A 24,162-nucleotide genomic window follows, 5' to 3' on the forward strand; every position below is an offset into this window, starting at 1 on the left:
AGCCGGGCTCGCCGCCCAGCGAGCGGAGCAGAGGCGGCCCCCCATGTCCACTACGCCACGACTAGGACCCCTCACCGAACGCAAGGTCTCGCTGTACGGAGCGTGGGAACAGTTCGTACAGGGCGAGAACGAGATCAGCGGAGTTCGCCCCGAGGTGGCGATCTCCTGGCAACGCAGCCGCGACCAGTACAACGTCGATCCCTACCTCTCCGAAGCCCCGGTGGCGGTGAGCGAGGTAGCCCACTCCCTAGAACACGACGTCGTCTTCACCGAACTGGGTTTTCGAGCCGCCTCCATGGCGCACGAGATCGCCAACCTGGGCGGGATCGTCACGGTCGCCGACGCCAACGGCCGGATCCTCGCCGAATGGGGCGACAAGGAGACCCGTGCGGTCGCCACCGACGCCAGTCTCGCGCCCTGGTACTGCTGGGCCGAGGGAGCCGTGGGCACCAACGGCATGGGCACCGCGCTGGCAACACCGAGCGTCGCTCTGGTCCGACGCGAGGAGCACTGGTGCCAGGCCTTCCACGAGTGGTCCTGCGCCGGTGCCGCGGTACGCGACGCCGTCACCAAGGAACCGCTCGCCGTCCTGAACATCTCCTGCTGGCGCGGTGACCTGCCCGGCCCGGCGCCGACCTGGCTGGCGAACGCCGCCACCCACACCCAGAGAAGGCTGCGGATGCGCGCTCGCGACGGCGGCGCCGAACTGCTGGCGGCGTTCAACCACGGCCGGGGCCGTACCAGGGCACCCCTGGCCGCGGTCGACACCGCGGGGAAGGTGGTGATCGCCGACGACACGGTGGCGGCGCTGCTGGGTGTGCCCGCCGACTCCCCCGCCGTCGACCCCGCGGTGCGCTGGAACCCGCAGCTGCCCGAACTCATCCGCGCCGCCCGGTACGCCACCCAACGCGCCGGCCGCGACTCCGACTGGGTGGGGTCCACCCAGATCAGCACCCACCTGGCCGACGAGCCCTCGCCGATCGGGATCCGTCCGGTCTTCCACTACGGGAGCCTGGTCGGACACCTGATCACGTTCACCGTCTCCGACGGTGAGCAGATGCCGGCCGCGGAGACGGCACCCCGTTCCGCGTGCGGCCAGGAGCCGGCACAGCCGCACCGCGTGGTCGGCATGCGGGAGAACCGGATGGTGCTGCTGCGCCATCCCGAAGTGACGCTGGCCAAGGCGGAGGGCAGCGACGTCTGGTTGACCACCGACCAGGGCAGGCTGCAGGCGGCCTCCGCCAGCTTGGACAAGCTCGACCACGAGCTGGCGTACACGGGATTCCTCCGTGTGCACCGCCGGTACGTGGTGAACCTGAACCGGATCCGCGAGGTCGAGCGCCGGGACAAGGGCGAGCTGTACCTGGTGATGGACGACCCCGAGAACACGATGGTGCCCGTCTCCCGGCGCAACACCCGCGCGGTACGGCACGCCTTGGGCATCTGAGGTCCAGGTGTTGGAGGAACGGTATGCCCCAGAACCCGGACGCCTACGTCGACAAGACCTACGACCAGGCCATCGGCGCACGCCGCCGAGGACGGCGGCCCCAACCGGGCGGGCGACACGGGCACGCGGCGGTCCGGGACGCGTCGGGCGGCGGCCCGCACCGCTCGGGGGCCGCCCGGCTCGACCTGCGCGTCCTCGACCAGTCCCGCCGGGACACGGGTCCGTGGGAGGCGGAGTTCGACTACGCCGCCGAGTTCGAGACCCTGGACCTGGACGGGGTGGCCCGTGATATCGACCGGGTGCTGACCACGTCGCAGGAGTGGTGGCCCGCCGACTACGGCCACTACGGTCCGCTCGTGTTGCGGATGGCCTGGCACTGCGCCGGCACCTACCGCGCCGGTGACGGCCGGGGAGGCCCGAACGCGGGCCTGCAGCGCTTCGCACCGTTGAACAGCTGGCCGGACAACCGCAACCTGGACAAGGCCCGTCGGCTGCTGTGGCCGGTGAAGCGCAAGTACGGGCGCAAGCTGTCCTGGTCGGACCTGATGGTCTTCGCGGGGAACCGCGCGCTGGAGTGCATGGGCTTGCGGACTTTCGGGTTCGCGGGCGGCCGCGAGGACGCTTGGAGGCCCGACGAGACCTACTGGGGGCCCGAGGACACCTGGTTCACGGACGAGCGCCACAGCGGTGTGCGCGACCTCGAGGAGCCGCTGGCGGCCAGCGAGATGGGGCTGATCTACGTCGACCCCCAGGGCCCCGCCACCCAGCCCGACCCGGTGGCCTCGGCCCGCGACATCCGCCAGACGTTCCGCCGGATGGGGATGAATGACGAGGAGACGGTGGCGCTGATCGCCGGCGGGCACACCTTCGGGAAGACGCACGGCAAGGCCGACCCCGCCAAGGCGCTCGGCCCCGAACCCGAGGCGGCCCCGATCGAGGCGCAGGGACTCGGCTGGGCATGCTCCCACGGTGAGGGCACGGGCGCGGACTCCGTCGCGAGCGGGCTGGAGGGGATCTGGACCTCCACCCCCACCGCGTGGGACAACAGTTTCCTCGAGACGCTGTTCGCCCACGACTGGGACGTCGAGCTCAGTCCCGCGGGGCTGTGGCAGTGGGTGCCGCGCAACGGCGGGGGCGCCGGCACGGTCCCGGATCCCTTCGACCCGTCGGTGACCCACCACCCCACGATGCTCACCACCGACCTCGCGCTCGCCGAGGACCCGGGGTTCGAGCGGATCGCCCGGCGCTTCCTCGCGCATCCGGAATGGTTGGCGGACGCCTTCGCGCGGGCCTGGTTCAAGCTCACCCACATCGACATGGGGCCGATCCACCACTACCGGGGGCCGCTGGTGCCCGCCGAGCGGCTGATCTGGCAGGATCCGGTGCCCGAGGTCGACCACGGACTCGTCGACGCCGAGGACATCGGCGACCTGAAACGCCAGATCCTCGGCTCGGGGCTGTCCCCCGCTCGCTTGGCCCTCACCGCTTGGGCGTCGGCCTCGACCTACCGTGCCAGCGACCGGCGCGGCGGAGCCAACGGCGCGCGCCTGCGCCTCGAACCGCAACGCGGCTGGGAGGTCAACGACCCCGACGAGCTCGGGGCGGTGTTGGGCGTTCTGGAACGGATCCGGGCGGCGTTCAACCGCTCCCGGGACGACGGCAAGCGCGTCTCGCTGGCGGACCTGATCGTTCTCGGCGGCTGCGCCGCGATCGAGCACGCCGCGGGCAGGGCTGGCCACGTCGTCGAGGTGCCCTTCCGGCCGGGACGCACCGACGCCGCCCAGGAGTGGACGGACCCAGACTGGTCCGCCGTTCTGGAACCGGCCGCCGACGGGTTCCGCAACTACGCCGGCAAGCACGCTCGGCTTCCGGCCGAACACCTCCTCGTCGACCGGGCCCGGCAGCTCACCCTGAGCGCACCGGAGATGACGGTACTGGTGGGCGGGTTGCGGGTGCTGGGCGCCACCCAGGGCCAGTCGGCCCAGGGCGTGTTCACCAAGGCCCCGGGCACGCTGACCAACGACTTCTTCGTCAACCTGCTCGACCCCGGCACCGAGTGGGAACCCCGGCGGGGCCACCGCGGAGAGGCGTCGGCCTACGAGGGGCGCGACCGGCGAACCGGCGAACCCGGGTGGGTCGCGAGCAGGGTCGACCTGGTCTTCGGCTCCCACTCGGAGCTGCGCGCGCTGGCGGAGGCCTACGCGGCCGACGGCGCCGAGGAGGGGTTCGTCCGCGACTTCGTGGCCGCGTGGGACAAGGTCATGTGCCTGGACCTGCCCGCGGTCACTCCGAGAACCTAACGGCCGCTACGCGCCCGCCGGTGACGGTGGTCATGCGGCCGACCGACACGGCCGCCACGCGGACGACCGTGACGGCAGCCATACCGCAGGATGTGACGGGCGTCACCGCGAGCGGTCTCGCTAGGGCTGCGAGCGGCGCCCTTCGGGGGCCGGGCGGCGAGGGGTACCGGACGGGTCGGCCGATGCCTAGCGTGGCAACCCTCTCCAGGCTTCACTGGCGAAATCTCAACGCGGAGGTGATGTCCGATGACGATGGCTGACGTGCCGTCGGTGCTGGTCCGCGAGCTCGGATTGGACACCCAGAACGCAGCGACCATCGGGCAGGTACTCGGCACCGGTTCCATCGCGGAAGCGACGGTGCGCGACGACGGAACGATGGAAGCCACCATCCGGATCAAAGAGGACACGCTCAGCTGGGATCCCGCGATCCTGGTCCTGCCCCGAGGCGGCGACCTCGAGCTGACGATCATCAACGACGACAAGAACACCCACGCCTGCCTGCTGCCCAGCAACGGAGACCAGAAGTTCATCTGGCTGCTGAACCATTCCAAGGGCCGGGCCAAGCTCAACCTCGACGGCCCGGGCTACTACTGGTACAGCTCCCCGGCCGGCAACGACGAAGGGCGCGGTCTCACCGCCTCGATCGTCGTGCGGGGCGAGGTCCCGCCTGAGGCACGTCTCGACCGGCCGCCCCAGCCGCGTCCGACCCAGGGGGACAACTCATGACGACCGAATACATCGACGCGGGCGAAGCGATCGACCATGGCGCCCTGAGCGCCGTCAAGGGCACCGCACCGAGCACGAGCAACGTCGACTCCGAGCGCCTCCGCACGGCACGGTCGGAGCCGGACAACTGGATGACCTACTACGGCGACTACGACGGGAAGCGGTACAGCCTCCTGGACCAGATCAACACCGACAACGTGCACCGGATCGGGCCCGCGTGGATCTTCCAGGCGGGGATGTCGGGGCAGATCGCCGGCGCCTCGACCTACGCTTTCGAGGCCAGCCCCCTGATCGTCGACGGCGTCATGTACGTCACCGGCTGGGACGGCTGGTTCTGGTGCCTCGACGCCGAGACCGGCACGGAACTCTGGCGCTACAAGCACGCGGTGCCCTTCGACGTCTCGCTGTGCTGCGGAAACGTCAACCGCGGCTGCGCGGTCGCCAACGGCCGGGTTTACTTCGTCACGGCCAACGCCCAGCTGGTCTGCCTCGACGCCACCAACGGCGACAAGATCTTCCAGAAGACGATCGGCGACGTCCGGGCCGGCGAGAGCGCCACGCTCGCCCCGACGGTCATCAAGGACACGGTCATCACCGGCAGTTCCGGCGGCGAGTTCGGGGTCCGCGGGCACATCGACTGCTGGGATCTGGAGACCGGCGAGCACCGCTGGCGCACCTACACGGTGCCCAAGGCGGGCGAGCCCGGCGGCGACACCTGGCCCGACGACGAGTCCTGGGCTCGCGGCGGCGCCAACCACTGGGTCACCGGCACCTACGACCCGGAGCTGAACCTCTACTACGCCGGTACCGGCAACCCGGCCCCGGACTTCGACGGCGAAGTGCGCCCGGGGGACAACCTCTACACCGACAGCGTCGTCGCCGTGGACGTCGACAGCGGTGAGATCAGGTGGCACTACCAATTCACCCCGCACGACCTGTGGGACTACGACTCCACGATGGAGATGATCCTGTTCGAGCGGGACGGCAAGAAGCTGCTGGGCCACTTCGACAAGAACGGGTACTTCTTCGTGCTGGACCGCACCAACGGCCAGCTGCAGCACGTCACCCCCTTCGTCGACCGGATCGACTGGGGTGTCATCACCCGCGACGGCAAGGTGACACCGCGGAAGTACCCGGACAAGGAGGGGGACCCCGTTCACTTCTACCCCGGCCCGGCCGGCGCGAAGGAGTGGACGCACGCGTCCTACCACCCCGATCACGACACGTTCTACGTGCCGGTCGCCGACGTCGGCGCCACAGCCACCCGGAGGCGCCGGGAATTCCGCGAAGGCATGCCCTACTGGGGTGCCGCCGTCCAGGTGGACATCGACAACATGGCCGGCTCGATCAGCGCCTTCGACTCCCACGGTGAGGAGAAGTGGCGCTACCGGCTCGACCACCCGATGGCGGCCTCGACCCTCACCACCGCGGGCAACCTCGTGTTCGCGGGCACGCCGACGGGCGAGTTCCTCGCGCTGCACGCCGAGACCGGCGAGAAGCTGTGGCAGTTCCAGTGCGGCAGCGGCCACCACAGCAGTCCCTCCACCTACACCGTCAACGGCAAGCAGTACGTCGTCGTGCCGGTCGGCTGGGGCGGATGGCTCGAGGGCATCATTCCCGGCATGCTCGCCGCGGGCCACGGCAGCGCGCTGATCGCCTTCGCACTGCCCGACTGAGATCCAAGGCCCGACTGAGCCCGGCCGGAAAGATTCCCGTCCTGGACGGGTCAGCCGCACACACGACGGCCGCAGAGAAAGGAGAGCTCTATGGAGCAAACGAAGGAATGGGTGTCCCCCACCGTCACGGAGGTCAGGGTCTCCGCGGAAGCGACCGCCTACGTGTTCGTCTGGGACGACTGACCAGCACAAGGTGACGGACGCCGGGCCGGGGCACTCCGGCCCGGCGTCCGCGCCCCTCAGCCGTCCTGTTCGAACGCTGACGCATCTGTCGCGGACACACCAAGAAAGGGGTGCTCGGCCCGTGTGGGTACGTGTGCTGGGTTCGGCCGCCGGTGGCGGGTTCCCGCAGTGGAACTGCACCTGTCCGCCGTGCCGGGCGGTGCGGACGGGGTCGCGGCCCTGTGTGCCGCGTTCCCAGTCCTCGATCGCGGTGAGTGCCGACCGGGAGCAGTGGTACCTGTTCAACGCCTCACCGGACATCCGAGCGCAGATCGAGGCGTTCCCTGCGCTGCACCCCGACGACGGCCGGGTGGTGCGGTTGCGGGCGGTCCTGCTCACCGACGCCGAACTCGACCACACCCTCGGCCTGCTGCTGATGCGGGAGGGACGGGGACTTCGGGTGCACGCCACCGGGTCGGTGCGGGAAACACTGATGAACGGAACAGGGCTGGGGCGAACCCTGGAGGCCTACTGCCCGGTCGCATGGGAACCGGTCCTGCCCGGCGCCACGGTTCCCCTCGGAGACGGGCTGTCCTACCGCGCTTTCGACGTCCCCACCGAGAAGAAGTTGCGGTTCCACGGCGCCCCGAGCTACGGCCGGGTCGTGGGCTACCGCATCACCGACGACCACAGCGGGAAGAGCGTGGTCTACCTGCCCGGTGTCCAGCACCTCAGCGACGAGCTCCTCGGTGAGACGTCCGGGGCGTCGGGGCTGCTGGTCGACGGCACCTGCTGGAGTGACGACGAGATGCCTGACCTGGGCCTCGCCGCCAAGACCTCCCGCGACATGGGCCACGTGCCGATCAGCGGCCGGGACGGCAGCCTCGAGCGGCTGTCACCCCTGCCGATCGACCGCAGGATCTACATCCACATCAACAACACCAACCCCATCCTCCTCGAAGACTCGCCGGAGCGGGAGACCCTCGCCCGCCACGGCATGGAAGTCGCCGAGGACGGGCTGGAGCTGGAGATCTGAGGAGCGAGATGACCGCGGTACCGACATCCGATTCTCTGGCAGCCGACACCCTCTCCCCCGACGGCCTGGAGGAGGCGCTCCGCGCCCACGTCAAGGGCTACCACCACCAGCATCCCCTCCACCGCCGGATGAACGACGGCGGGTCCAGCAGGGAGGAGATCCGGGGCTGGGTGGCCAACCGCTTCTACTACCAGGCGAACATCCCGCGCAAGGACGCCGCGGTCCTCAGCAACTGCCCCGACCGCGAAGTCCGGCGCCGCTGGGTGCAGCGGATCACCGACCACGACGGCACCACCGACGGGGGCGGCGGTATCGAATCCTGGATCCGGCTCGGTGAGGCCGTGGGGCTGACCCGGGAGGAGATCACCGACGAGCGGCACCTGCTGCCGGGGGTGCGGTTCGCCGTCGACGCCTACGTCACGTTCGCCCGCACCCGGCCGTGGGTCGAGGCGGTGGCCTCCTCGCTGACCGAGCTGTTCGCACCCAGCCTGATGGCGGAGCGGCTCGCGGCGTTCGAGCGCCACTACACCTGGATCGACCCCGAGGAACTGGCCTACTTCCGCGTGCGGATCGACCAGGCGCCCCGCGACTCCGAACACGGTCTGGAGGTGGTGCGCGAGCACTGCGTGACACCCGACGGCCAAGCGGCCGCGATCGCGGCGCTTTCCTTCAAGTGCGACGTCCTCTGGAGCATGCTCGATGCCATGGACCAGGCCTATGGGAGCCGCTGAGATGGCGGCCGCCGAGTCGGACCCCGCCGCGCAGCCGGGGATGGACGATACCGCCCGGCCCCGCCTGGCGGCAGGTGTCCGGATGCGGTTCGACACCGCACGCGGCCAGCACGTGCTGCTCTCACCGGAAACGATCCTCATCCTCAATCCCACCGGCGCCGAGATCGTGGAGCTGTGCGACGGACAGCGCACCGTCGCCGAGATCCGGGCAGAGTTGCGGAGCCGGTACGGTGCGGTCGCCGCCGACGAGGCCCGCGACTACATCGCCGACCTCATCGCCCGCCGCGGGATGGAGGCTGGCGATGACTGACACCGCCTTCCCACACGCCGGTGGCGCCGACGAGCCGCTCGAACAGCCCTTCGGCCTCCTCGCCGAACTCACCTACGCCTGCCCGCTGCACTGCCCCTACTGCTCCAACCCGCTCGAGATGGAGGGCTACCGCGACGAGCTGGGAACCGAGGAGTGGCAGCGGGTCTTCACCGAGGCCGCCGACATGGGCGTGCTGCAGCTGCACCTCTCCGGTGGCGAGCCGATGCGGCGCCACGACATCGCCGACCTGGTCGGCCACGCCAGCGGGCTGGGGATGTACACCAACCTGATCACCAGCGGGCTGGGGTTCTCCGAGCGCCGCGCCGAGCACCTGCGTGCCGCGGGCCTCGACCACGTGCAGCTCAGCATCCAGGCCGACGAGGAGGCGCTCTCGGACCGGATCGCCGGCACCAGGTCGTTCCGGCGCAAGCTGCAAGTCGCGGCGCTGGTGAAGAAGCTGGGCTGGCCGCTCACCCTCAACGTCGTGCTCCACCGGCAGAACATCGACCGGATCGGCGGCATCCTCGACCTTGCCGACGAGGTCGGGGCCGACCGCATCGAACTCGCCAACACCCAGTACTACGGCTGGGCCGGACTCAACCGGAGCGAACTGCTGCCGAGCAGGGAGCAGCTGGCCCAGGCCGAGACCGTCGTCCGGGCGGCCAAGGAACGCCTCGGGGGCCGGATGGCGATCATCTACGTGATCCCCGACTACTACAGCCGCTACCCCAAGCCCTGCATGGACGGGTGGGCCCGACGCCAGTTCACCGTCGTCCCCGACGGCGAGGCGCTGCCGTGCCCGACCGCCCACGACGTGGTCCGCGGACACGGGCTGCCCCCGGCCACCGTGCGCGAGCACTCCCTGGAGTGGATCTGGCGGTCGTCTCCGGTCTTCCAGAAGTTCCGGGGGACCGCGTGGATGCCGGAACCGTGCTCCAGCTGCCCGCGCCGCGACATCGACTTCGGCGGCTGCCGCTGCCAGGCGTTCGCGCTCACCGGCGACGCGGCCCGCACCGACCCGGTCTGCCACCTCTCGCCCGACCACGACCGGGTCACGGCCGCGGTGGCGGCGGCCAACGACCCCGAGCAGCCGCGGACCGGCGAGCTGATCCCGCGGACCGTCCGAACGAGGAGAGGATAACCAGTGCAACAGGTTGAGGGCGTTATCGCACGCAGTAAGGGCGCTCCGGTGGAGCTGGTCGCGATCAGCATCCCGGACCCGGGGCCGGGCGAGGCTGTGGTCGCCGTGCAGGCCTGCGGGGTGTGCCACACGGACCTGCACTACCGGGACGGCGGGATCAACGACGAGTTCCCGTTCCTGCTCGGCCACGAGGCCGCCGGGGTCGTCGAGGCCGTGGGCCCGGACGTCACCGATGTCGCGCCGGGTGACTTCGTGGTGCTGAACTGGCGTGCCGTCTGCGGCCAGTGCCGGGCGTGCAAGCGCGGCGACGCGCAGTACTGCTTCGACACACACAACGCCACCCAGAAGATGACCTTGGCCGACGGCCCCGACGCCGGCACCGAGCTGTCCCCGGCGCTGGGGATCGGGGCGTTCGCCGAGAAGACGCTGGTAGCCGCCGGACAGTGCACCAAGGTCGACCCGCAGGCCCGGCCGGCCGCAGTGGGCCTGCTCGGCTGCGGGGTGATGGCGGGCCTCGGTGCCGCGATCAACACCGGCGGGGCCACCCGGGGACGCTCGACAGCGGTGATCGGTTGCGGCGGCGTCGGCGTCGCCGCGGTCGCGGGCGCCGCCCTGGCCGGCTCCTCGCCGGTCATCGCGGTGGACATCGACGCCAAGAAGCTGGCGGCCGCCAAGGAATTGGGGGCCACGCACACGGTGGACTCCTCCCAGTCCGACCCGGTGGCGGAGATCAAGCGGATCTGCGCCGGAACCTACGAGGACGCCGAGGGCGCCGACCTGGTGGTGGAGGCGGTGGGCAAGCCGCAGACGTGGAAGCAGGCCTTCTACGCCCGCGACCTGGCTGGCACCGTCGTCCTGGTCGGGGTGCCCACCCCGGACATGACCGTGCCGGAACTGCCGCTGATCGACGTCTTCGGGCGAGGGGGCGCGTTGAAGTCCAGTTGGTACGGCGACTGCCTGCCTTCACGGGACTTCCCGATGCTGGTCGACCTGTACCAGCAGGGGCGACTGGACCTGGACGCGTTCGTGACCGAGGAGATCGGGATCGCCGAGGTCGAGGCCGCCTTCGACAAGATGCACCACGGCGGAGTGCTGCGTTCGGTGGTGGTGCTCTGATGGCCGCCGAAGCCGTCGGGGAGAGAGCGCGGCCACGGCCGCCCGGAGAGGGGTGCGAGCCCTGAGTGCGAACGCCACCTGGTTGCTTCTGATCTACCGGGTACCCAGTGAACCGTCCCGTCTGCGGGCCATGGTGTGGCGGCGGCTCAAGGCCGCAGGCGCCGTCTACCTGGCCAACTCCGTCGCGGCGCTGCCGGAGTCGTCGGCGGCGGAGCGGGCCATGCGCAAGCTGCGGGCCGAGGTCGAGGACATGGGCGGCTCCGGTCAGCTGCTGCGGGCGGAGAGCCTCGTGGGCTCCGAACAGATCGTCGCGGGGTTCAACGCCGCGCGGGACGCCGAGTACGCCGAGCTGCTCGGGCGCTGCGAGGACTTCCACGCCGAGCTCGAGAAGGAGACCAAGGCCGAGAAGTTCACCTACGCCGAGCTCGAGGAGAACGAGGAGGACCTGGCCAAGCTGCGTACCTGGTTGGACAAGATCAGCGCCCGTGACACGCTCGGAGCGCCGCGCGGGGTGCAGGCGCGGGAAGCCGCCGAAGCCTGCGCCGAGGCGTTGAACGAGTTCGCCGAGAACGTCTACGCCGCCGAGCTCGACAACCACGCGGCAACGCCTGGACCACCGCCCGAGACCTGACCGGACGCAGTGAGAGCGAGACCCTGATGGACCTGCTGGCACTCGTCCTCACCTTCGGAACCGTGTTCCTCGCCGAGCTGCCCGACACCACCTTCCTGGCCACGCTGGTGCTGGCCACCCGCTACCGGCCGCTGCTGGTCTGGTTCGGTGCCGCGGCGGCGTTCACGGTGCAGACCGGGGTCGCGGTGGCCTTGGGGTCGGCGGTGACCCTGCTGCCCCGCACGCCGGTCGCCGTCGTCGCGGGCTGCCTGTTCCTGGTCGGCGCGGTCCTGTTGTTCCGGGAGGCCCGCGAACACCACCGGGAAGCCGATGCCGGGGAGGAGGAACTGGCCGAGGCCGAGGAGGCCGTCGCCGCGCGGGCGAAACCGGCCACCGGCTTCAGGGTGATCACGACGTCGTTCGTGGTGCTGCTGTTCGCCGAGTTCGGCGACCCGTCGCAACTGCTCACCATCTCGCTGGCGGCACGGTTCGGGGCACCGGCCGAGGTGTACGCAGGTGCCCTGGCGGCACTGCTGGTGGTGGCCGCGCTCGCGGTCCTCGTGGGACGGCGGCTGCTGCGCGTGGTCAAGCCGCACTGGGCCTTCTACGCGGGTGCGGCCATCTGCCTGCTGTTGGTCGCCGGTGTCGTGTGGGAGGTGGTCGGAACCGCGCTCTGAGCCGGCCCCGGGCAGCATGGAATTCCATTATCCAGAAGGGGATAACAGCCGCGATAAATCGAATATAACCACTGTTATAAATCGCCGGTGACAGTCGTGATGCGTATCATCCAGACACGGATAGTAAACCTTGAAACAAGGGCTTCACGGGCTTTCCAGCAAGCTCTTTCAGTACTACAGTGGAACTCCTCAAATCAAGACAATGGCGAGGAGTCGCGGTGGGCTCGAATCCGGTCAGTGGAAATGTAAAACGGACGGCCCGCAGTGCTTCTGCGGCCCTTGTTCTTGTTCTTGCCCTTACGGCGTGCGGCGCCTTCGAAGACGACGCGGACGAGTCCGACGAGGGCGTACTCACCCTCTATTCCGGCAGGGAAGAGGAGAACATCGACCCCCTGGTCGAGGAGTTCCAGGAAGAGACCGGCATCGAGCTCGACGTCCGCTACGGCGACAGCGCGGAGATGACCGCCCAGATCCTGGAGGAGGGCGAGGCGACGCCGGCCGACGTCTTCTTCACCCTGGAGGTCGGCGGCATCAACGCCCTCGCCGAGGCCGGGCAGATCGCCACACTCTCCGACGGCGTGCTTTCGGAGGTCCCCGAGGAGTACCAGGCCGACGACGGTTCCTGGGTCGCCACCTCCGCCCGGGCCCGCGTGATCGCCCACAACCCCGACGTCCTCTCCCCCGGCGAACTGCCTGAGGGCATCGACGAACTGACCGACGAGCGCTGGCAGGGAGAGGTCGGCTTCGCCCCGAGCAACTCCTCGTTCCAGTCCTTCGTCAGCGGCCTGAGGACCATCGAGGGCGACGACTGGACCGCGGAGTGGCTCACCGACTTCGCCGCGAACGATCCCGAGCCGTTCGACAACAACCGGGCCATCATCGAGGGCGTGGAGAACAACACCGTCGAGATCGGCATGGTCAATCACTATTACCACATCGTGCAGACCGAGGAGTTCGGCGAAGAGAACGTTCACTGGGAGCCGCACCACATTACCGGCGGCGACCCGCTGGGACTGGTGGTCATCGCCGGAATCTCAGTGCTCGAGAGCAGCGATATGCAGGACGAGGCGAACGAACTCGTCGAATTCATGGTTTCGGAGACCGCACAGCAGCATTTCGCCGACGACACCGCGGAGTACCCGATCCGGGAAGGGGTCGAATCCACGCAGCACGACCTCGTACCCCTCAGCGAGCTCAGTCCCCCCGCGATGGAGCTGGGCGAGGTGGCCTCGATGGAGGGGACTCTGGACATGCTGCAAGACGCCGGTCTGCTGTGACGGCGCCATGTTGCAGCGAGCCGAACACGACGACCCGCCTCGGAGGGCAGCGCCCAGGCGGGTCGTCGCCCTGAGGACCGGGCTCCTCCGGCGGGCACCGGTCCTGGCGGCGGCGTCGGTCGCGGTCGCCGCCTTCGTCCTGGTTCCGCTCGTCTACCTGGTGCTGCGCGCGTTCGAACGCGGCTTCGGACTCGCGGTGGACCACGTGGTCTCGGAACGGACCGCCGAGCTGTTGTGGCGCACGGGGCTGCTCGCCGGCACGGTGACGGTCGCGTGCCTGGTGATCGGGGTCGCCTGCGCCTGGCTGATCGCCCGCAGCGACCTGCCGTTCCGCCGCACGATGGGCGTGCTCTTCGCGCTGCCGCTGGCGACCCCGACCCTGGTCGCCGCCCCCGCCTGGATCTCCATCTGGCCGGAGATCGCGGGCTTCACCGGAGTTTTCCTGGTGCTGACGCTCGGGACCTACCCGTACGTCATGCTGCCGGTGATGGCGGCCCTGCGCAGCGGCGACCTGGCCACCGAGGAGGTCGCGAGGTCGCTGGGCAAGGGCGCCGTGCGCACCTTCTTCCTGGTGACCGTGCGGGGGGTGCGCCCCGCCGTGCTGGCCGGAGGACTGCTGGTGACGCTCTACACGCTGGCGGATTTCGCCGCCCCTTCGCTGATGCGGTACGAGACCCTCACGATCAACATCTTCGTGAGCTACCGGTCGGGGTTCGACCGCACCCCGGCGGCGATCTTCGCGTGCGTACTGGTGCTGGTGGCTGCGGTCATCATGATCGCCGAACGGCGGGCGCGGGGCCGGGCGGCCCGCTTCGGCCAGGTACGGGTCGGCACGGGCGTGATGGGGCGCCCTCCGGTCGTCCCGCTAGGCCGCGCCAGATGGCCCGCCTTCCTCGCGTCGGTCGCCCTCCTGGTCGCCGCCATCGGCGTACCGGTCGCCACCGTGGCGGGATGGTTCGTCGCCGGCAACTCCCGCGGGTTCCACCCGGACCGGCTGGTGGACGCCACCGTGAATACCCTCGCGTTCTCCGCGATGGGCGCCCTGGCAGCGGTGGTACTGGCCTTCCCTGTCGCGCTCCTGGCTGCTCGGCACGACGGACGGTTCGCGCGCTTCCTGGAGTCGATCAGCTACATCGGCTACGCCCTGCCCGGCATCACGATCGGGCTGGCCTTCGTCTTCGTCGGCATCCGGCTGGTACCGGGGTGGTACCAGGAGACCCCGCTGCTGATCCTCGCCTACGGCGTGCTGTTCCTGCCGCTGGCGATCGCGGGGGTCCGGGCCGGGGTGGCGGCTGCGCCTCCGCGCTTGGAGGAGGTATCCCGCTCACTCGGGAAGGGCAGCGCCGTCACCCATGCCCGGGTGACGCTGCCGCTCGCCACACCGGGGATCGCGGCTGGCGTGGCACTGGTGTTCCTCACCGCGGCGAAGGAGCTGCCCGCGACCCTGCTCCTGCGGCCGACCGGCGACGACACCCTCGCCACCCAGATGTGGGCCCTGACCAACCGCATGCTGTACGGGGCGGCCGCCCCCTACGCCTTGGCGCTCATCCTGATCGCGATGATCCCCGCGCTGGTCCTGGGCTTCGCCGTCATCGAGCGGACCAACAAGGAACGCAGGACCGCTGCGCGGCTGGCCACGCTGATCGGCACGAACCCTCGAACACGGTGACCCCCCGGGTCGGAAGGTGAGAACTGATGACGGACGTGGAGCTTCGAGGGATCCGGGCCGGTTACGGCGGCCCGCCCGTCCTCGACGGAGTGGACCTCACCGTGCCCAGCGGGTCGATCGCCGCGGTCCTGGGGCCTTCGGGATGCGGCAAGACGACCCTGCTGCGCACCATCGCCGGATTCCACCAACCACTGCGCGGCCGGGTCCGGATCGGCGAGCGCGTCGTGGCGGGCCCGCGGGACCACGTCCAACCGAATCGGCGGGGGGTCGGCATCCTGCCGCAGGAAGGCGCCCTCTTCCCGCACTTCTCCGTGGCCGGCAACGTGGCGTTCGGTCTGGAGTCGAAACGGGGCTCCCGGGACCGCGTCGAGGAGATGCTCGAACTGGTGGGGCTGAGCGGCTTCGGCCGCCGGATGCCCCAAGAGCTCTCCGGCGGCCAGCAGCAGCGGGTCGCACTGGCGCGGGCGCTGGCGCCGCAGCCCCGGTTCATCCTGCTCGACGAACCGTTCAGCTCACTCGACGCGGGCCTGCGCACCGAGCTGCGGGAAGACGTCGTGCGCGTCCTCAGGGTTTCGGGGACGACCGCCCTGCTGGTCACCCACGACCAGGCCGAAGCGATGAGCATGGCCGACCTGGTCGCGGTTCTCCGGGACGGGAAGATCGCGCAGGTCGGCGCACCGAGGGACGTCTACGCCCGTCCGGCCGACCTCGACGTCGCGCTCCTCCTCGGCGACGTGATCGTGCTGGACGCCCCCGCCTCCGGGGGGCTCCGGTGCTGTGGTGTCGAGCTGGACTGGACCGACGGGGCCGCCAGCACGGACAGTACCGGTACCGCGAAGGGCTCCCACCCGCCGGTGGCGATCCTCCGGCCGGAACAGGTGCGGGTGCGGCCAGCCACCGAGAATGCGGGTGAACGGGCCAACGCGGTCGTCACCGACGTCCACTTCTACGGCCACGACGCGGCCCTGCTGCTGGAACCCCTCGACCGGGCGGGAAGCGCCGTCCTGAGCAACGCCGGCCGCCTGCGGGCCCGGACCCACGGGGCGACCCCGCTGCGCCCCGGCTCTCACGTGCGCGTCGACATCGACGGCCCCGCCTCCCTCGTCGGCGGCAACGCCGTAGCGGAGTGGCGGAGCCGGGCAGCACCGCCGTCAGCCCTCATGGCCGTGCCTCGGAGCCGCTCGGAGGCGGTGCCCTCCGGTCGCCACCCCTCCCTGGCGCAGGGTTCGTTGTAGTCGTCATCGGCCTCCGTGGTCAGGGGTGCGGTGAGTGTCCACCGGCCGCTCCCGCGGGTGGGCCCGGCGCGCCTCAGTGCGGGATGGTCGGCGGGTGGAACCACAGGTGTGGACGCCCGGTTCTCGGGTGCGTGGCGACGTCCGCTTCGACACCGTAGACCTCGGCCATCAGGTCCGCGGTGAGCACCTCCTCGGGGACCCCCGAGGCCGCGACCCGTCCCTGGTGCAGCACGACGAGGTGGTCGCAGAACGCCGCGGCCAGGTTCAGGTCGTGCAGCGCCGCCAGCACCGTCAGACCGGAGTGCTCCACCATCGCCAACAGCTGGAGGGCGTGACCGACGTCGAGGTGGTTCGTCGGTTCGTCGAGTACCAGCAGAGACGGTTCCTGCGTCATGGCCCGCGCGAGATGGACGCGCTGCTGTTCGCCGCCGGAGAGCGTGTGCCAGCGACGGTGAGCGAGGGGCACGAGGTCGACCCGTTCGAGCTGGTGCATCGCGATGGCCACGTCTGTGGCCGAGTCCGCTTGCAGGGCGGCGCGGTAGGGGGTGCGGCCGAGGAGGACCACGTCCAGCACACTGAGGTCGATGTCGGTGTCGGAACGCTGCTCCACGAGCGCCAGGCGGCGGGCCAGGGCGCGGCGCGGCAGTCTGTGCACGTTGTCGGAGCCGATGTGGATGACACCTTCGTCGAGCTCCCCCAGTCGCGCGAGCCCGCGCAACAGGGTCGACTTGCCCGACCCGTTCGGACCGAGGAGTCCGGTGAAACTCCCGGTGGGGACCTCCACGTCGACATCCGCGAGAATGTGCTTGCCGTCGACCGACCAGGAAACGTCGGCGGCCGTGAGCGATTCGCCGTAAGCGAGGTGGGTCATCAGCGATCTACCTTGCGTCTCAGAATCCACAGGAACACCGGTACGCCCAGCATCGCGGTCATGATGCCGACAGGCAGTTCCCTCGGATCGAACGCGACACGGGCGACAACGTCGACCCAGATGAGGAACGTAGCGCCGACGAGGGCCGAGAGCGGCAGTACCAGCCGGTGGTCCGGGCCGACCAGCGCCCGCACAGCGTGCGGGATCAGCAGCCCCACGAACCCAATGGTCCCGGAGCCGGCCACCAGCACGCCGGTCACGAGGGCGCATACGACCAACAGCACCCACCGGCTCCGCTGGACGTTGATGCCGAGGCTGGTGGCGGTGTCCTCGCCGAACGCGAACGCGTTCAACTGCCGGGCAGCGACACCGAAGACCAGCAGCCCGATCAGCACGGCCAGCGCCATGGTGTACACGGTCGGCAGCCGCGCCGCGGCCAACGACCCCGACAGCCAGAACTGCGCTTCCTGGGTGGCGTGCGGGTCGGCGACCCAGATGATCAGGAAGGAGGTCACAGCGGAGGCGAAGGCCCCCACGGCGACCCCGGCGAGGATCATGCGCGTGGGCGTGAGCCGACCGGACCGCTGCCCGAGGGCCAACACGAGCGTGAACGCGCCCAGCGCGCCGACGAACGCGCCGCCGGCCACGCCGAGGCTACCGATGCTCAGTCCGGCGACGATCACCGCGACCGCCCCGAGTGACGCGCCCGAGGAGATACCGAGCAGGTAGGGGTCGGCCATCGGGTTGCGCGTCAGGGTCTGCATCACGGCACCGACGATCGCGAGGCCGCCGCCGACCAGCGCCGCCGCGAGCACGCGCGGCAGACGCATCTCCCACACGAGGTTCGCGCGAAGGTCGGTGACGCCGTCGACGCCGTACAGCCCGAGCATGTCGATACGCAACCAGGCCAGGCCGAGCCGGTCGGTCGCGACGGTCCACACCTCGCGGACCGACAGGTCGCTCTGTCCGATGGTGGCCGAGACGCCGATCGACACCGTCAGCAGTACGAAGGCGACCGGGAACATGACGCCCAGCGACCGGCCTCTACCGGGTGGCGCGGCCGTGGACCGCTGGGTCTTTTGGCGGGGGGCGAGTCTCACTGGACGGTACCGTCGGCGAGGTACGCGCCGATCTCCTCGATGGCGGTGACGTTCTGCAGCCCCGGGGTGGTCTGCGAGAACGGCAGCACGACGACCGCGTCCTCACGGAACGCCCGCAGCTCACGCAGGGTCGAGTCGTCCTCGACGAAGGAGAGCTTGTCGTCGACGTCGTCCCCGCCGAAGTCGGCGACGACGACGAGGTCGGGGTCCCGCTCGACGACCTGCTCCCAGCTGGTACTGGACCAGTGGTCGGGAAGGTCGTCGAAGGCATTGTTCACGCCGAGTTCGCGCAGGATCATGCCGGGGGCGCCGCAACAGCCGCCGGCGGTCGGGCCGTCGCCGGTGCCCATGTCCCACCAGAAGACATCGAGGTCCCCGACATCGTCCGGCAGGTCGGCGCGGACCGCGGTGAGGGTCTCTTCCTGTTCGGCGGCGATCTCTTCGGCTCGTTCCTCGGCGCCGAGCAGCGTGCCGACCTCGCGCAGTTCCGTCCAGATCTCGTCGAACTCCAGCGGCTGCTCGTCGTCGCGGTCGGGGCAACGACCGGGCGAGAGGTAGCTCTGGACGCCGAGGTCGTGCAGTTCCTCGCGGCTGGCGACCCCTCCGTCCTCCCGGAACGCGCTCGGATAGACCGAGTAGATGAAGTCCGGTTCGGTCTCCAGGATCGCTTCGGAGCTCGGGTAGTCTTCCCCGCCGGGATCGAGGACGTCGATGTCCTCGGCCTGGGGCTGCAAGTCCTCGCGCATGCGGTCCAGGTCGCCGACGGCGCCGACGATGCGGTCCTCGACGCCCAGCTCGATCAGGTTCTCGATCGAGGTCAGGTTCATGGCGAAGATGCGCTCCGGCGGGGCGTCGAACTCGACTTCCATGCCGCAGTTCTCGACGCCGATGCCGTCGGAGGCCGCGGACGAGGAGTCGGATTCGGCGCTTGCGCAGCCAGCCAACAGAAGTGCCGCGGCGGACAGTACCGCGGGCGCACGGCGGGGAAACCGATGACCGGTGCCTCGCACGATAGGGGGGCGGACAGAAGGGGGACGGACAGAAGGCACGGCAAACAAGGCCAGGGCCGCCTTTCCACACCTCGTGGATGGATCGGACACGCCGTGGCCGGTCTCCTGGCTGACGGGTCGAACAGTCACGCGGCGTCTTCCCAGACCACCCTGTGGTCCAGTGACCCCGCTCGCGGGAGCGCATGACCTTCCCGATCACAGTGGCGAGGGCCGCACCGGTCTTACACCGGCTTCCCGAACACCACGACGGCGTGGACTTTATCACCAGCACGGGTACACATTTTCGGGGGGTGCTCCCTTGCTGCACCCGCGCTCAACGCCCACCGGCGCCGGTTCAACCCCGCTTCCACCACGCCGAAGACGCAGAAAGGGGCCCGCCTGAAGACGAGCCCCTCAATGACCTGCTATTCCTCTGTCGGGACGGCGGGATTTGAACCCACGACCCCTTGACCCCCAGTCAAGTGCGCTACCAAACTGCGCTACGTCCCGTCCGCTGCGCGACGACCGTTTCCGGCCCCGCCAACAGGTAAAACCTTACCGCATTCCGGGGGCGGTCCGAACCAGGTCAGCCCCTGGGACCGTGCCCACACCGACGATGTGGGCACGGTCACCGGCGGAGAGGCCGGAGACCACGACCGTGTCCGGGGCAAGCGCCACACCGAAGGGGGACCCGTCCGGGGACAGGCCCTCGGCTGCCGTGTCGAGCGGGATCGTGACGGGGCCGGATCCCCACTCGGCAACGAGCAGGGCGGTCGGCTCCTCGTCACCCGCGTGGACCGCCGCGAACACTTCGGAGCCCGCCGTGACGCTGTCCGGGTCGGGGCGCTCGTCGGTGAACACGAGGCTCTCCAGTACTTCGGGATCGGCGACCTCCCCCCTGGGCACAGCGACCTGCGGTTGCGCCAGGCGGTACTCGACCCGGTCGGCGTCGTCGGTCCCTTCGGGCTCGGTGTACAGCAACCGTTCTCCCCGGAGGGGGACCGTACCGGCGGGCAGGTCCTCGGCGATCACGTCGCCGTCCCTGCTCTGGAAGGCCAGCACGCCGGGATCGTCGCCGCCGTAGCGGACCACCGTGGCCCAGCCGTCCGGGGCCGCCGCCACCTCCTCCACCGGGCCGGGTACGTCGTGGCCGCCGTACGGTCTGCCGTCCTCGTGCAGGAGCCGCACTTCGTGCTCCCGGTCGTCGTCGCCCTCCCGGTCCTCGGGGTCCGGCGTGCACTCCTCGGCGACCAGGATCCTGGGGCCCGCGAGGACCGGGGCACCGACCTGTCGGCAGTCCGTCTCAGGTGCGTACCGGGCCTCGTCCTCCGTCCCCTCCTGCTCGTGCGCCCGGACCGAGAGGACGCCTTCTTCCACTTGCACGAACGTGGTGGTGGTCAGGAGCACGTCGTCCACTTTCCGGTGGATCCGGTGGTCCCCGACCAGCTTCCCCGTACCGGCCTCCAGAACGGCCAGCGACCTCTGCAAGTGTTCCTCCCGCTCGGCGTCCTCGTACAGCACCGCGACCCGCTCACCGTCGAAGCTGGCGTCGGCCCACAGGACCTCGCCGACCGGCTGGAACCGCCAGCGCTCGGTACCGTCCCGGCTGTCCAGGGCCCACACCCCTTGGCCGCCGACAACCAGCGCACCGTAGCCCGTGGCGACCACCTCGGCCCCGCCAGCCGAACCCTCTTCGGGGTGCTCCCACGCCCAGGCCGCGTCGTCCCCGTCCTCCAGGGCTGCCGCATCGGCCTGGCTGAAGGGTTCGGCGGCGGTGCTCGGTCCGGCAGCGGTGCGCGGCCCGGCGAGGGTGTGCACGACCGGGTCCCGTTCGAGCACGGTGGGGGTGGCGAACGCCGTCAGCACCACGACCGGGAGCAGCCCGGCCAGAACGGCCTGGCGGCGGGGCCACCCCGCGGCGGGCCGCAGGGGTTCGGGGCGTCCGCCCACGGCGAGCGCCCCGGCACCCACCAGCAGTGCCAGCGCGCCCATGAACCAGAGGTCGGAGATCGACGCGAAGTCGACCAGGACGTCGGGCAGGACCGCTTCCTCCCCGGCCACCCGCACTTCGGGCTCGTCCGGGACCCCGGTCTCACCCCGAGCACCAGGGAATTCCCGCAGGGCCACGTGGAACGCCAGGAACAGCACCAGGGCGGCGGCCGCCCGGATCGGGCCCGAGCCCTCGCCTGGGTTGGGGTCGTACTCGTCCACGGGCCGCTGCTCGCCGCCCTTCAGTACCCAGACCGCGGCGAGCAGCGCCACCGCGCCGCACAGCCCCCAGTGGAGCAGCGTCGCCCCGGGCCACTCTGCGGGACTCAGCAGCAGGGCGGACGCGATCACCAGAGTGCCGCCGAGGACGGCGCCGGTGCCGCCCCAGGCGAGCAGCCGCCAAAGGGTGTCCGCACTGATCTCACGGATGCGCCGCATCACGGCACCAGCCCTTCCACGTGCGCGTCCAACCGGCCGCCCGTCAGGGCGGCGACCCCGCCGGGGACGGCCACCAGCTGTTCCACGGGTTTCTGCTCCACCAAGGCGATCCGGTTGTCCAGCCCGGTGCCGAGCCGCTCTCCGGGGGAGGACACCAGAATCTGAGCCCGTTCCTCGTACCCCGAGTAGTGGCTGTGGTACTGCAGAATCTGATCCGCCAGCACAACGTGGGTCCGTGAGTCACGGTTGCCCCAGGCACCGCCCGCCCCGACCAGTTCGGTGCGGTTCCCGTCCATGTCGACGTGGTGGATCTCGGCTCCCCCAAGGCCTCTGCGGTAGAGCACGGTCGCCCCGTCGGCGTCGGCCTCCAGCACGCGTTCCATCTTGAGGTCTTCCTCGCCCTCGAGCAGCTCCTCGCTGAGGTGCAGGAGTTCCTCTCCGGTGTCCGGATCCAGCAGGAGACCGGGCGCATCCCGCCAATGGCGCAGCACGACGAGGGCCTCGTCACCTTCTCCCTCGCCCGGCGCCACTCGCGGACGGCCGGGGATGAACGCCTCCGCCCAGTCGTCGCGCTCGTAACTCCACCGCTCCTGCCCGGTGCGCAGGTCCACGGACACGATCCTGAACTCCGAGGGGACGTCCTGATCAAGGTTGATGTACTGCGAGTACGGCTCCGGCCCGGCGAGGTCGTCCTCGTCGACGCAGACGACGGCGTACACGACCGTGTCCGCGAACACCCGGGGCGACCTGCCCTCGCAGGCGCTTCCCTCCTCGGAGGCAAATCCCTGAAACCACAGTTCCTCACCGGACTCGGCGTTCCAGGCGCTCATCCCCCAGGGCAGTGCGCGCTCGTCGTGGTGGATCCGGACTCGTAGGCCGTCCGACCACCCCCGTACGTCTCCGCCTTCGTCCGATCCCTCGTTCGGAGCCCTGGTGTACTCGGTGAGCGGCTCCCCGGTGGTCAGGTCGAACACCTCGGTGACGCGCGGTTCTTCGTCGCTGTCCCCGTCGGAATCGTCCCCGCCGGAGTCGGAATCGGAGTAGGAATCGGAGTCGGGGTCGGGATCCTCCTGCGGCATGTGGGTGACGTACACCTGGCCGTTGCCGACCCAGACGCTGACCGGCTCCTCCGACACGGGCCGCCGGTACGACCAGACCTCCGTGCCGTCGGTCCCGTCCAGGGAAACCACACCCTCTCTGAGCACCACCAACGGCCCGTGTGCTCCTCGTACGATCCGGTCGATGGTCCCGGGGCCCTCCGGCTCCCACCGCCAACCGGCCTCCCGCACCCGGTCCGGTACCGCTGCGGTCTCGGTCGGGTCCTCGGCCACGGTGTGCCGGACCTGGAGGTCGTCGGAGTCGTCGGCGATCCCGGCAAGCACCGGAGCGGTCACCCCGACCAGGACCACGGCCAGCGCGCCCGCGCCGAAGGAGGGCAGGGAGCGGGTCCGGGGGTGGAAGAGGGGGCGGCGCACGACGGTGAGCATGAGCAGTAGACCGAGAGCGGTCGCGCAGACAACAATCCCCATGCGGAGCTCACTCGGTGCGAGACCGCCGAGCCCGCCCGCGTCCGCTCCCAGGAGCGCGCCGTGGCCCGCGATGAGCCACACGAGGGCCGCCACAAGAGCAAGGGAGACCACGTAATCCCAGCCGCTCTCCAGCTCCATGGCGTCGTCGGCGTGCTCGCGCTTCCAGCGCACCCCCTGCATCAGGGTGAACCCGCCGATCAGACAGGCCCAGACCCAGCCCCAACCGGCGGTCGCGAACAACCCATCGTCCCGGTCCGTGCCGTGCAGGCCCACGGTGACCAACGCCAAGAGCAGTGCCCCCGCGACCGCGCCCGCTCCGACCCATGCCAGAACACTTTCCGTGCGACGCTCTCGCGCCAACCCGCACCACCCAGTTCGTGACCTTGTGACCCCAAGGCCACGCTTCGCCACGAAAAGTTAGCAGTGGCTCCCAACCCCGCCGCCTGCGGGGTGGAGACCCGCGGTCCCGGTGGGGTGGAGACCCGCGGTCCCGGTGGGGTGGAGACCCGCGGTCCCGGTGGGGCCGCCCCGGGAGGACGGGATCAGGGCAGCGGGTGGTTATATGAGGGTGCAGGTGTACCAGGGTGCAGGTGTACCAGGGTGCAGGTGTACCAGGGTGCAGGTGTACCAGGGCGCCGCTGTACCAGGGTGCTGCGGATTGCCGTCTTTGGCTGGGGATGCCCGCTCCGGTTTAGGGTTCCCTCCTTTCCCGCCGCCCGATTGTGGCCGTCTCCGCTGCGCGCCTCAAGGTCGTCGCCATCGAGCGCTTCGCGCGTCAACGGCGCTCCACCTTGACCCGCTCCGCTCCGACGGCGGGTTGGCGGCTATCGGGAATGGGGGACGGGTGGTCGAGGCCTGAGCGGCCCCGGCCTCCGGCCGGGCAACCCCCCTCGGCCTGGCGGCCGATGCCTACCCCTACGCCGGAGCATTGACGGGTCGGGTGTCGCGGCCGGTCAAGGCGTGCGGCGAACCCCGAACAGCACGGCCTGGCGGCCGATGCCTGCCCCTGCGCCGGAGCGTTGACGAGTCGGGTGTCGCGGCCGGTCACGGTGGGCAGCGCGAAACACCGGGGCGGTCTCGAGTGGTACCGGTGTGTGGTGAACCCCCCAGTTGGAGTCAAAAACGAGGGTGAC

20 protein-coding genes, 1 tRNA gene and 1 riboswitch are annotated in these 24,162 nt (G+C 70.3%); of the genes, 15 read left to right on the forward strand and 6 right to left on the reverse strand.

The features are described 5' to 3' along the window. The first annotated feature begins 43 nt into the window (after window positions 1-43). The 15 genes from ACYVD1_RS02480 (at window position 44) to ACYVD1_RS02550 (ending at window position 16,113) form a co-directional block, all read left to right on the forward strand. The gene (locus ACYVD1_RS02480) at window positions 44-1,447 is read left to right on the forward strand and encodes a LytTR family transcriptional regulator DNA-binding domain-containing protein (protein ID WP_460767302.1); all 1,404 of its coding nucleotides are present in this window, start codon (window positions 44-46) and stop codon (window positions 1,445-1,447) included. Window positions 1,448-1,470: 23 nt separating this feature from the next. Next, window positions 1,471-3,747 carry a catalase/peroxidase HPI gene (gene katG, locus ACYVD1_RS02485; RefSeq protein WP_460767309.1) on the forward strand — a complete coding sequence of 759 codons (2,277 nt, stop codon included), beginning with the start codon at window positions 1,471-1,473 and terminating at the stop codon, window positions 3,745-3,747. A 246-nt stretch (window positions 3,748-3,993) separates the two neighbouring features. Beyond that, the gene (locus ACYVD1_RS02490; RefSeq protein ID WP_460767316.1) at window positions 3,994-4,473 is read left to right on the forward strand and encodes an MSMEG_3727 family PQQ-associated protein; all 480 of its coding nucleotides are present in this window, start codon (window positions 3,994-3,996) and stop codon (window positions 4,471-4,473) included. Then, window positions 4,470-6,149 (forward strand): PQQ-dependent dehydrogenase, methanol/ethanol family, encoded by a 1,680-nt coding sequence (locus tag ACYVD1_RS02495; RefSeq protein WP_460767319.1) that lies wholly within the window; start codon window positions 4,470-4,472, stop codon window positions 6,147-6,149. Before ACYVD1_RS02490 ends, ACYVD1_RS02495 begins: the two co-directional genes overlap by 4 nt. 90 nt (window positions 6,150-6,239) lie before the next feature. Then, on the forward strand, window positions 6,240-6,332 hold the full coding sequence (pqqA, locus tag ACYVD1_RS02500) for a pyrroloquinoline quinone precursor peptide PqqA (RefSeq protein WP_460762367.1): 93 nt from the start codon (window positions 6,240-6,242) through the stop codon (window positions 6,330-6,332). A gap of 133 nt (window positions 6,333-6,465) precedes the next feature. Next, window positions 6,466-7,347, forward strand: coding sequence for a pyrroloquinoline quinone biosynthesis protein PqqB (gene pqqB / locus ACYVD1_RS02505; RefSeq protein WP_460767386.1), 882 nt, complete (start codon window positions 6,466-6,468; stop codon window positions 7,345-7,347). A gap of 8 nt (window positions 7,348-7,355) precedes the next feature. Next, window positions 7,356-8,078: a pyrroloquinoline-quinone synthase PqqC gene (gene pqqC, locus ACYVD1_RS02510; protein WP_460767327.1), complete on the forward strand. Its 723-nt coding sequence runs from the start codon at window positions 7,356-7,358 to the stop codon at window positions 8,076-8,078. Beyond that, entirely contained in the window at window positions 8,065-8,388 is a 324-nt protein-coding gene (pqqD, locus tag ACYVD1_RS02515) for a pyrroloquinoline quinone biosynthesis peptide chaperone PqqD (protein WP_460767333.1), read from the forward strand. Before pqqC ends, pqqD begins: the two co-directional genes overlap by 14 nt. After that, on the forward strand, window positions 8,381-9,529 hold the full coding sequence (gene pqqE, locus ACYVD1_RS02520; protein WP_460767338.1) for a pyrroloquinoline quinone biosynthesis protein PqqE: 1,149 nt from the start codon (window positions 8,381-8,383) through the stop codon (window positions 9,527-9,529). Before pqqD ends, pqqE begins: the two co-directional genes overlap by 8 nt. A 3-nt stretch (window positions 9,530-9,532) precedes the next feature. Beyond that, complete coding sequence (locus tag ACYVD1_RS02525) at window positions 9,533-10,645, forward strand: S-(hydroxymethyl)mycothiol dehydrogenase (protein ID WP_460767341.1); 1,113 nt, start codon at window positions 9,533-9,535, stop codon at window positions 10,643-10,645. A gap of 52 nt (window positions 10,646-10,697) precedes the next feature. Beyond that, window positions 10,698-11,276, forward strand: a complete 579-nt coding sequence (locus ACYVD1_RS02530; RefSeq protein WP_460767344.1) for a Chromate resistance protein ChrB — start codon at window positions 10,698-10,700, stop codon at window positions 11,274-11,276. Between the two features lie 26 nt (window positions 11,277-11,302). Next, window positions 11,303-11,932 (forward strand): TMEM165/GDT1 family protein, encoded by a 630-nt coding sequence (locus ACYVD1_RS02535; RefSeq protein ID WP_460767347.1) that lies wholly within the window; start codon window positions 11,303-11,305, stop codon window positions 11,930-11,932. A 218-nt stretch (window positions 11,933-12,150) separates the two neighbouring features. Beyond that, a complete protein-coding gene (locus ACYVD1_RS02540; protein ID WP_460767350.1) occupies window positions 12,151-13,209 on the forward strand; it encodes an extracellular solute-binding protein in 1,059 nt (352 codons plus the stop codon). A 7-nt stretch (window positions 13,210-13,216) separates the two neighbouring features. After that, complete coding sequence (locus ACYVD1_RS02545) at window positions 13,217-14,878, forward strand: ABC transporter permease (protein ID WP_460767355.1); 1,662 nt, start codon at window positions 13,217-13,219, stop codon at window positions 14,876-14,878. Between the two features lie 26 nt (window positions 14,879-14,904). After that, window positions 14,905-16,113 (forward strand): ABC transporter ATP-binding protein, encoded by a 1,209-nt coding sequence (locus ACYVD1_RS02550; protein ID WP_460767358.1) that lies wholly within the window; start codon window positions 14,905-14,907, stop codon window positions 16,111-16,113. A 73-nt stretch (window positions 16,114-16,186) separates the two neighbouring features. On the opposite strand, the gene ACYVD1_RS02555 is transcribed toward ACYVD1_RS02550, so the two are convergent. The 6 genes from ACYVD1_RS02555 to ACYVD1_RS02580 form a co-directional block, all read right to left on the reverse strand. Further along, window positions 16,187-16,984: an ABC transporter ATP-binding protein gene (locus tag ACYVD1_RS02555; RefSeq protein ID WP_460767361.1), complete on the reverse strand. Its 798-nt coding sequence runs from the start codon at window positions 16,982-16,984 to the stop codon at window positions 16,187-16,189. Further along, window positions 16,984-18,009, reverse strand: coding sequence for a FecCD family ABC transporter permease (locus ACYVD1_RS02560; RefSeq protein WP_460767364.1), 1,026 nt, complete (start codon window positions 18,007-18,009; stop codon window positions 16,984-16,986). The genes ACYVD1_RS02555 and ACYVD1_RS02560 overlap by 1 nt, the downstream gene beginning before the upstream one ends. A gap of 71 nt (window positions 18,010-18,080) precedes the next feature. Then, window positions 18,081-19,028 (reverse strand): ABC transporter substrate-binding protein, encoded by a 948-nt coding sequence (locus tag ACYVD1_RS02565; RefSeq protein ID WP_460767369.1) that lies wholly within the window; start codon window positions 19,026-19,028, stop codon window positions 18,081-18,083. 144 nt (window positions 19,029-19,172) lie between these two features. Next, window positions 19,173-19,355: riboswitch (cobalamin riboswitch) on the reverse strand. A gap of 154 nt (window positions 19,356-19,509) precedes the next feature. Then, window positions 19,510-19,583 (reverse strand) — tRNA-Pro (locus ACYVD1_RS02570). A 45-nt stretch (window positions 19,584-19,628) separates the two neighbouring features. Next, window positions 19,629-21,500, reverse strand: coding sequence for a hypothetical protein (locus ACYVD1_RS02575; RefSeq protein ID WP_460767373.1), 1,872 nt, complete (start codon window positions 21,498-21,500; stop codon window positions 19,629-19,631). Then, entirely contained in the window at window positions 21,500-23,389 is a 1,890-nt protein-coding gene (locus ACYVD1_RS02580; RefSeq protein WP_460767376.1) for a hypothetical protein, read from the reverse strand. The genes ACYVD1_RS02575 and ACYVD1_RS02580 overlap by 1 nt, the downstream gene beginning before the upstream one ends. Window positions 23,390-24,162: the final 773 nt, after the last annotated feature.

It is taken from the genome of Nocardiopsis nanhaiensis (assembly GCF_054778635.1).

What these genes read in the sequence shown, in the direction of transcription:
- pqqD (WP_460767333.1), top strand. Translation starts at nt 8,065, where the DNA reads ATGGGAGCCGCTGAGATGGCGGCCGCCGAGTCGGACCCCGCCGCGCAG.
- pqqA (WP_460762367.1), top strand. Translation starts at nt 6,240, where the DNA reads ATGGAGCAAACGAAGGAATGGGTGTCCCCCACCGTCACGGAGGTCAGG.
- ACYVD1_RS02550 (WP_460767358.1), top strand. Translation starts at nt 14,905, where the DNA reads ATGACGGACGTGGAGCTTCGAGGGATCCGGGCCGGTTACGGCGGCCCG.
- ACYVD1_RS02535 (WP_460767347.1), top strand. Translation starts at nt 11,303, where the DNA reads ATGGACCTGCTGGCACTCGTCCTCACCTTCGGAACCGTGTTCCTCGCC.
- ACYVD1_RS02480 (WP_460767302.1), top strand. Translation starts at nt 44, where the DNA reads ATGTCCACTACGCCACGACTAGGACCCCTCACCGAACGCAAGGTCTCG.
- pqqE (WP_460767338.1), top strand. Translation starts at nt 8,381, where the DNA reads ATGACTGACACCGCCTTCCCACACGCCGGTGGCGCCGACGAGCCGCTC.
- ACYVD1_RS02545 (WP_460767355.1), top strand. Translation starts at nt 13,217, where the DNA reads ATGTTGCAGCGAGCCGAACACGACGACCCGCCTCGGAGGGCAGCGCCC.
- ACYVD1_RS02575 (WP_460767373.1), bottom strand. Translation starts at nt 21,500, where the DNA reads ATGCGGCGCATCCGTGAGATCAGTGCGGACACCCTTTGGCGGCTGCTC.
- katG (WP_460767309.1), top strand. Translation starts at nt 1,471, where the DNA reads ATGCCCCAGAACCCGGACGCCTACGTCGACAAGACCTACGACCAGGCC.
- ACYVD1_RS02560 (WP_460767364.1), bottom strand. Translation starts at nt 18,009, where the DNA reads ATGTTCCCGGTCGCCTTCGTACTGCTGACGGTGTCGATCGGCGTCTCG.
- ACYVD1_RS02490 (WP_460767316.1), top strand. Translation starts at nt 3,994, where the DNA reads ATGACGATGGCTGACGTGCCGTCGGTGCTGGTCCGCGAGCTCGGATTG.
- ACYVD1_RS02555 (WP_460767361.1), bottom strand. Translation starts at nt 16,984, where the DNA reads ATGACCCACCTCGCTTACGGCGAATCGCTCACGGCCGCCGACGTTTCC.
- ACYVD1_RS02495 (WP_460767319.1), top strand. Translation starts at nt 4,470, where the DNA reads ATGACGACCGAATACATCGACGCGGGCGAAGCGATCGACCATGGCGCC.
- pqqC (WP_460767327.1), top strand. Translation starts at nt 7,356, where the DNA reads ATGACCGCGGTACCGACATCCGATTCTCTGGCAGCCGACACCCTCTCC.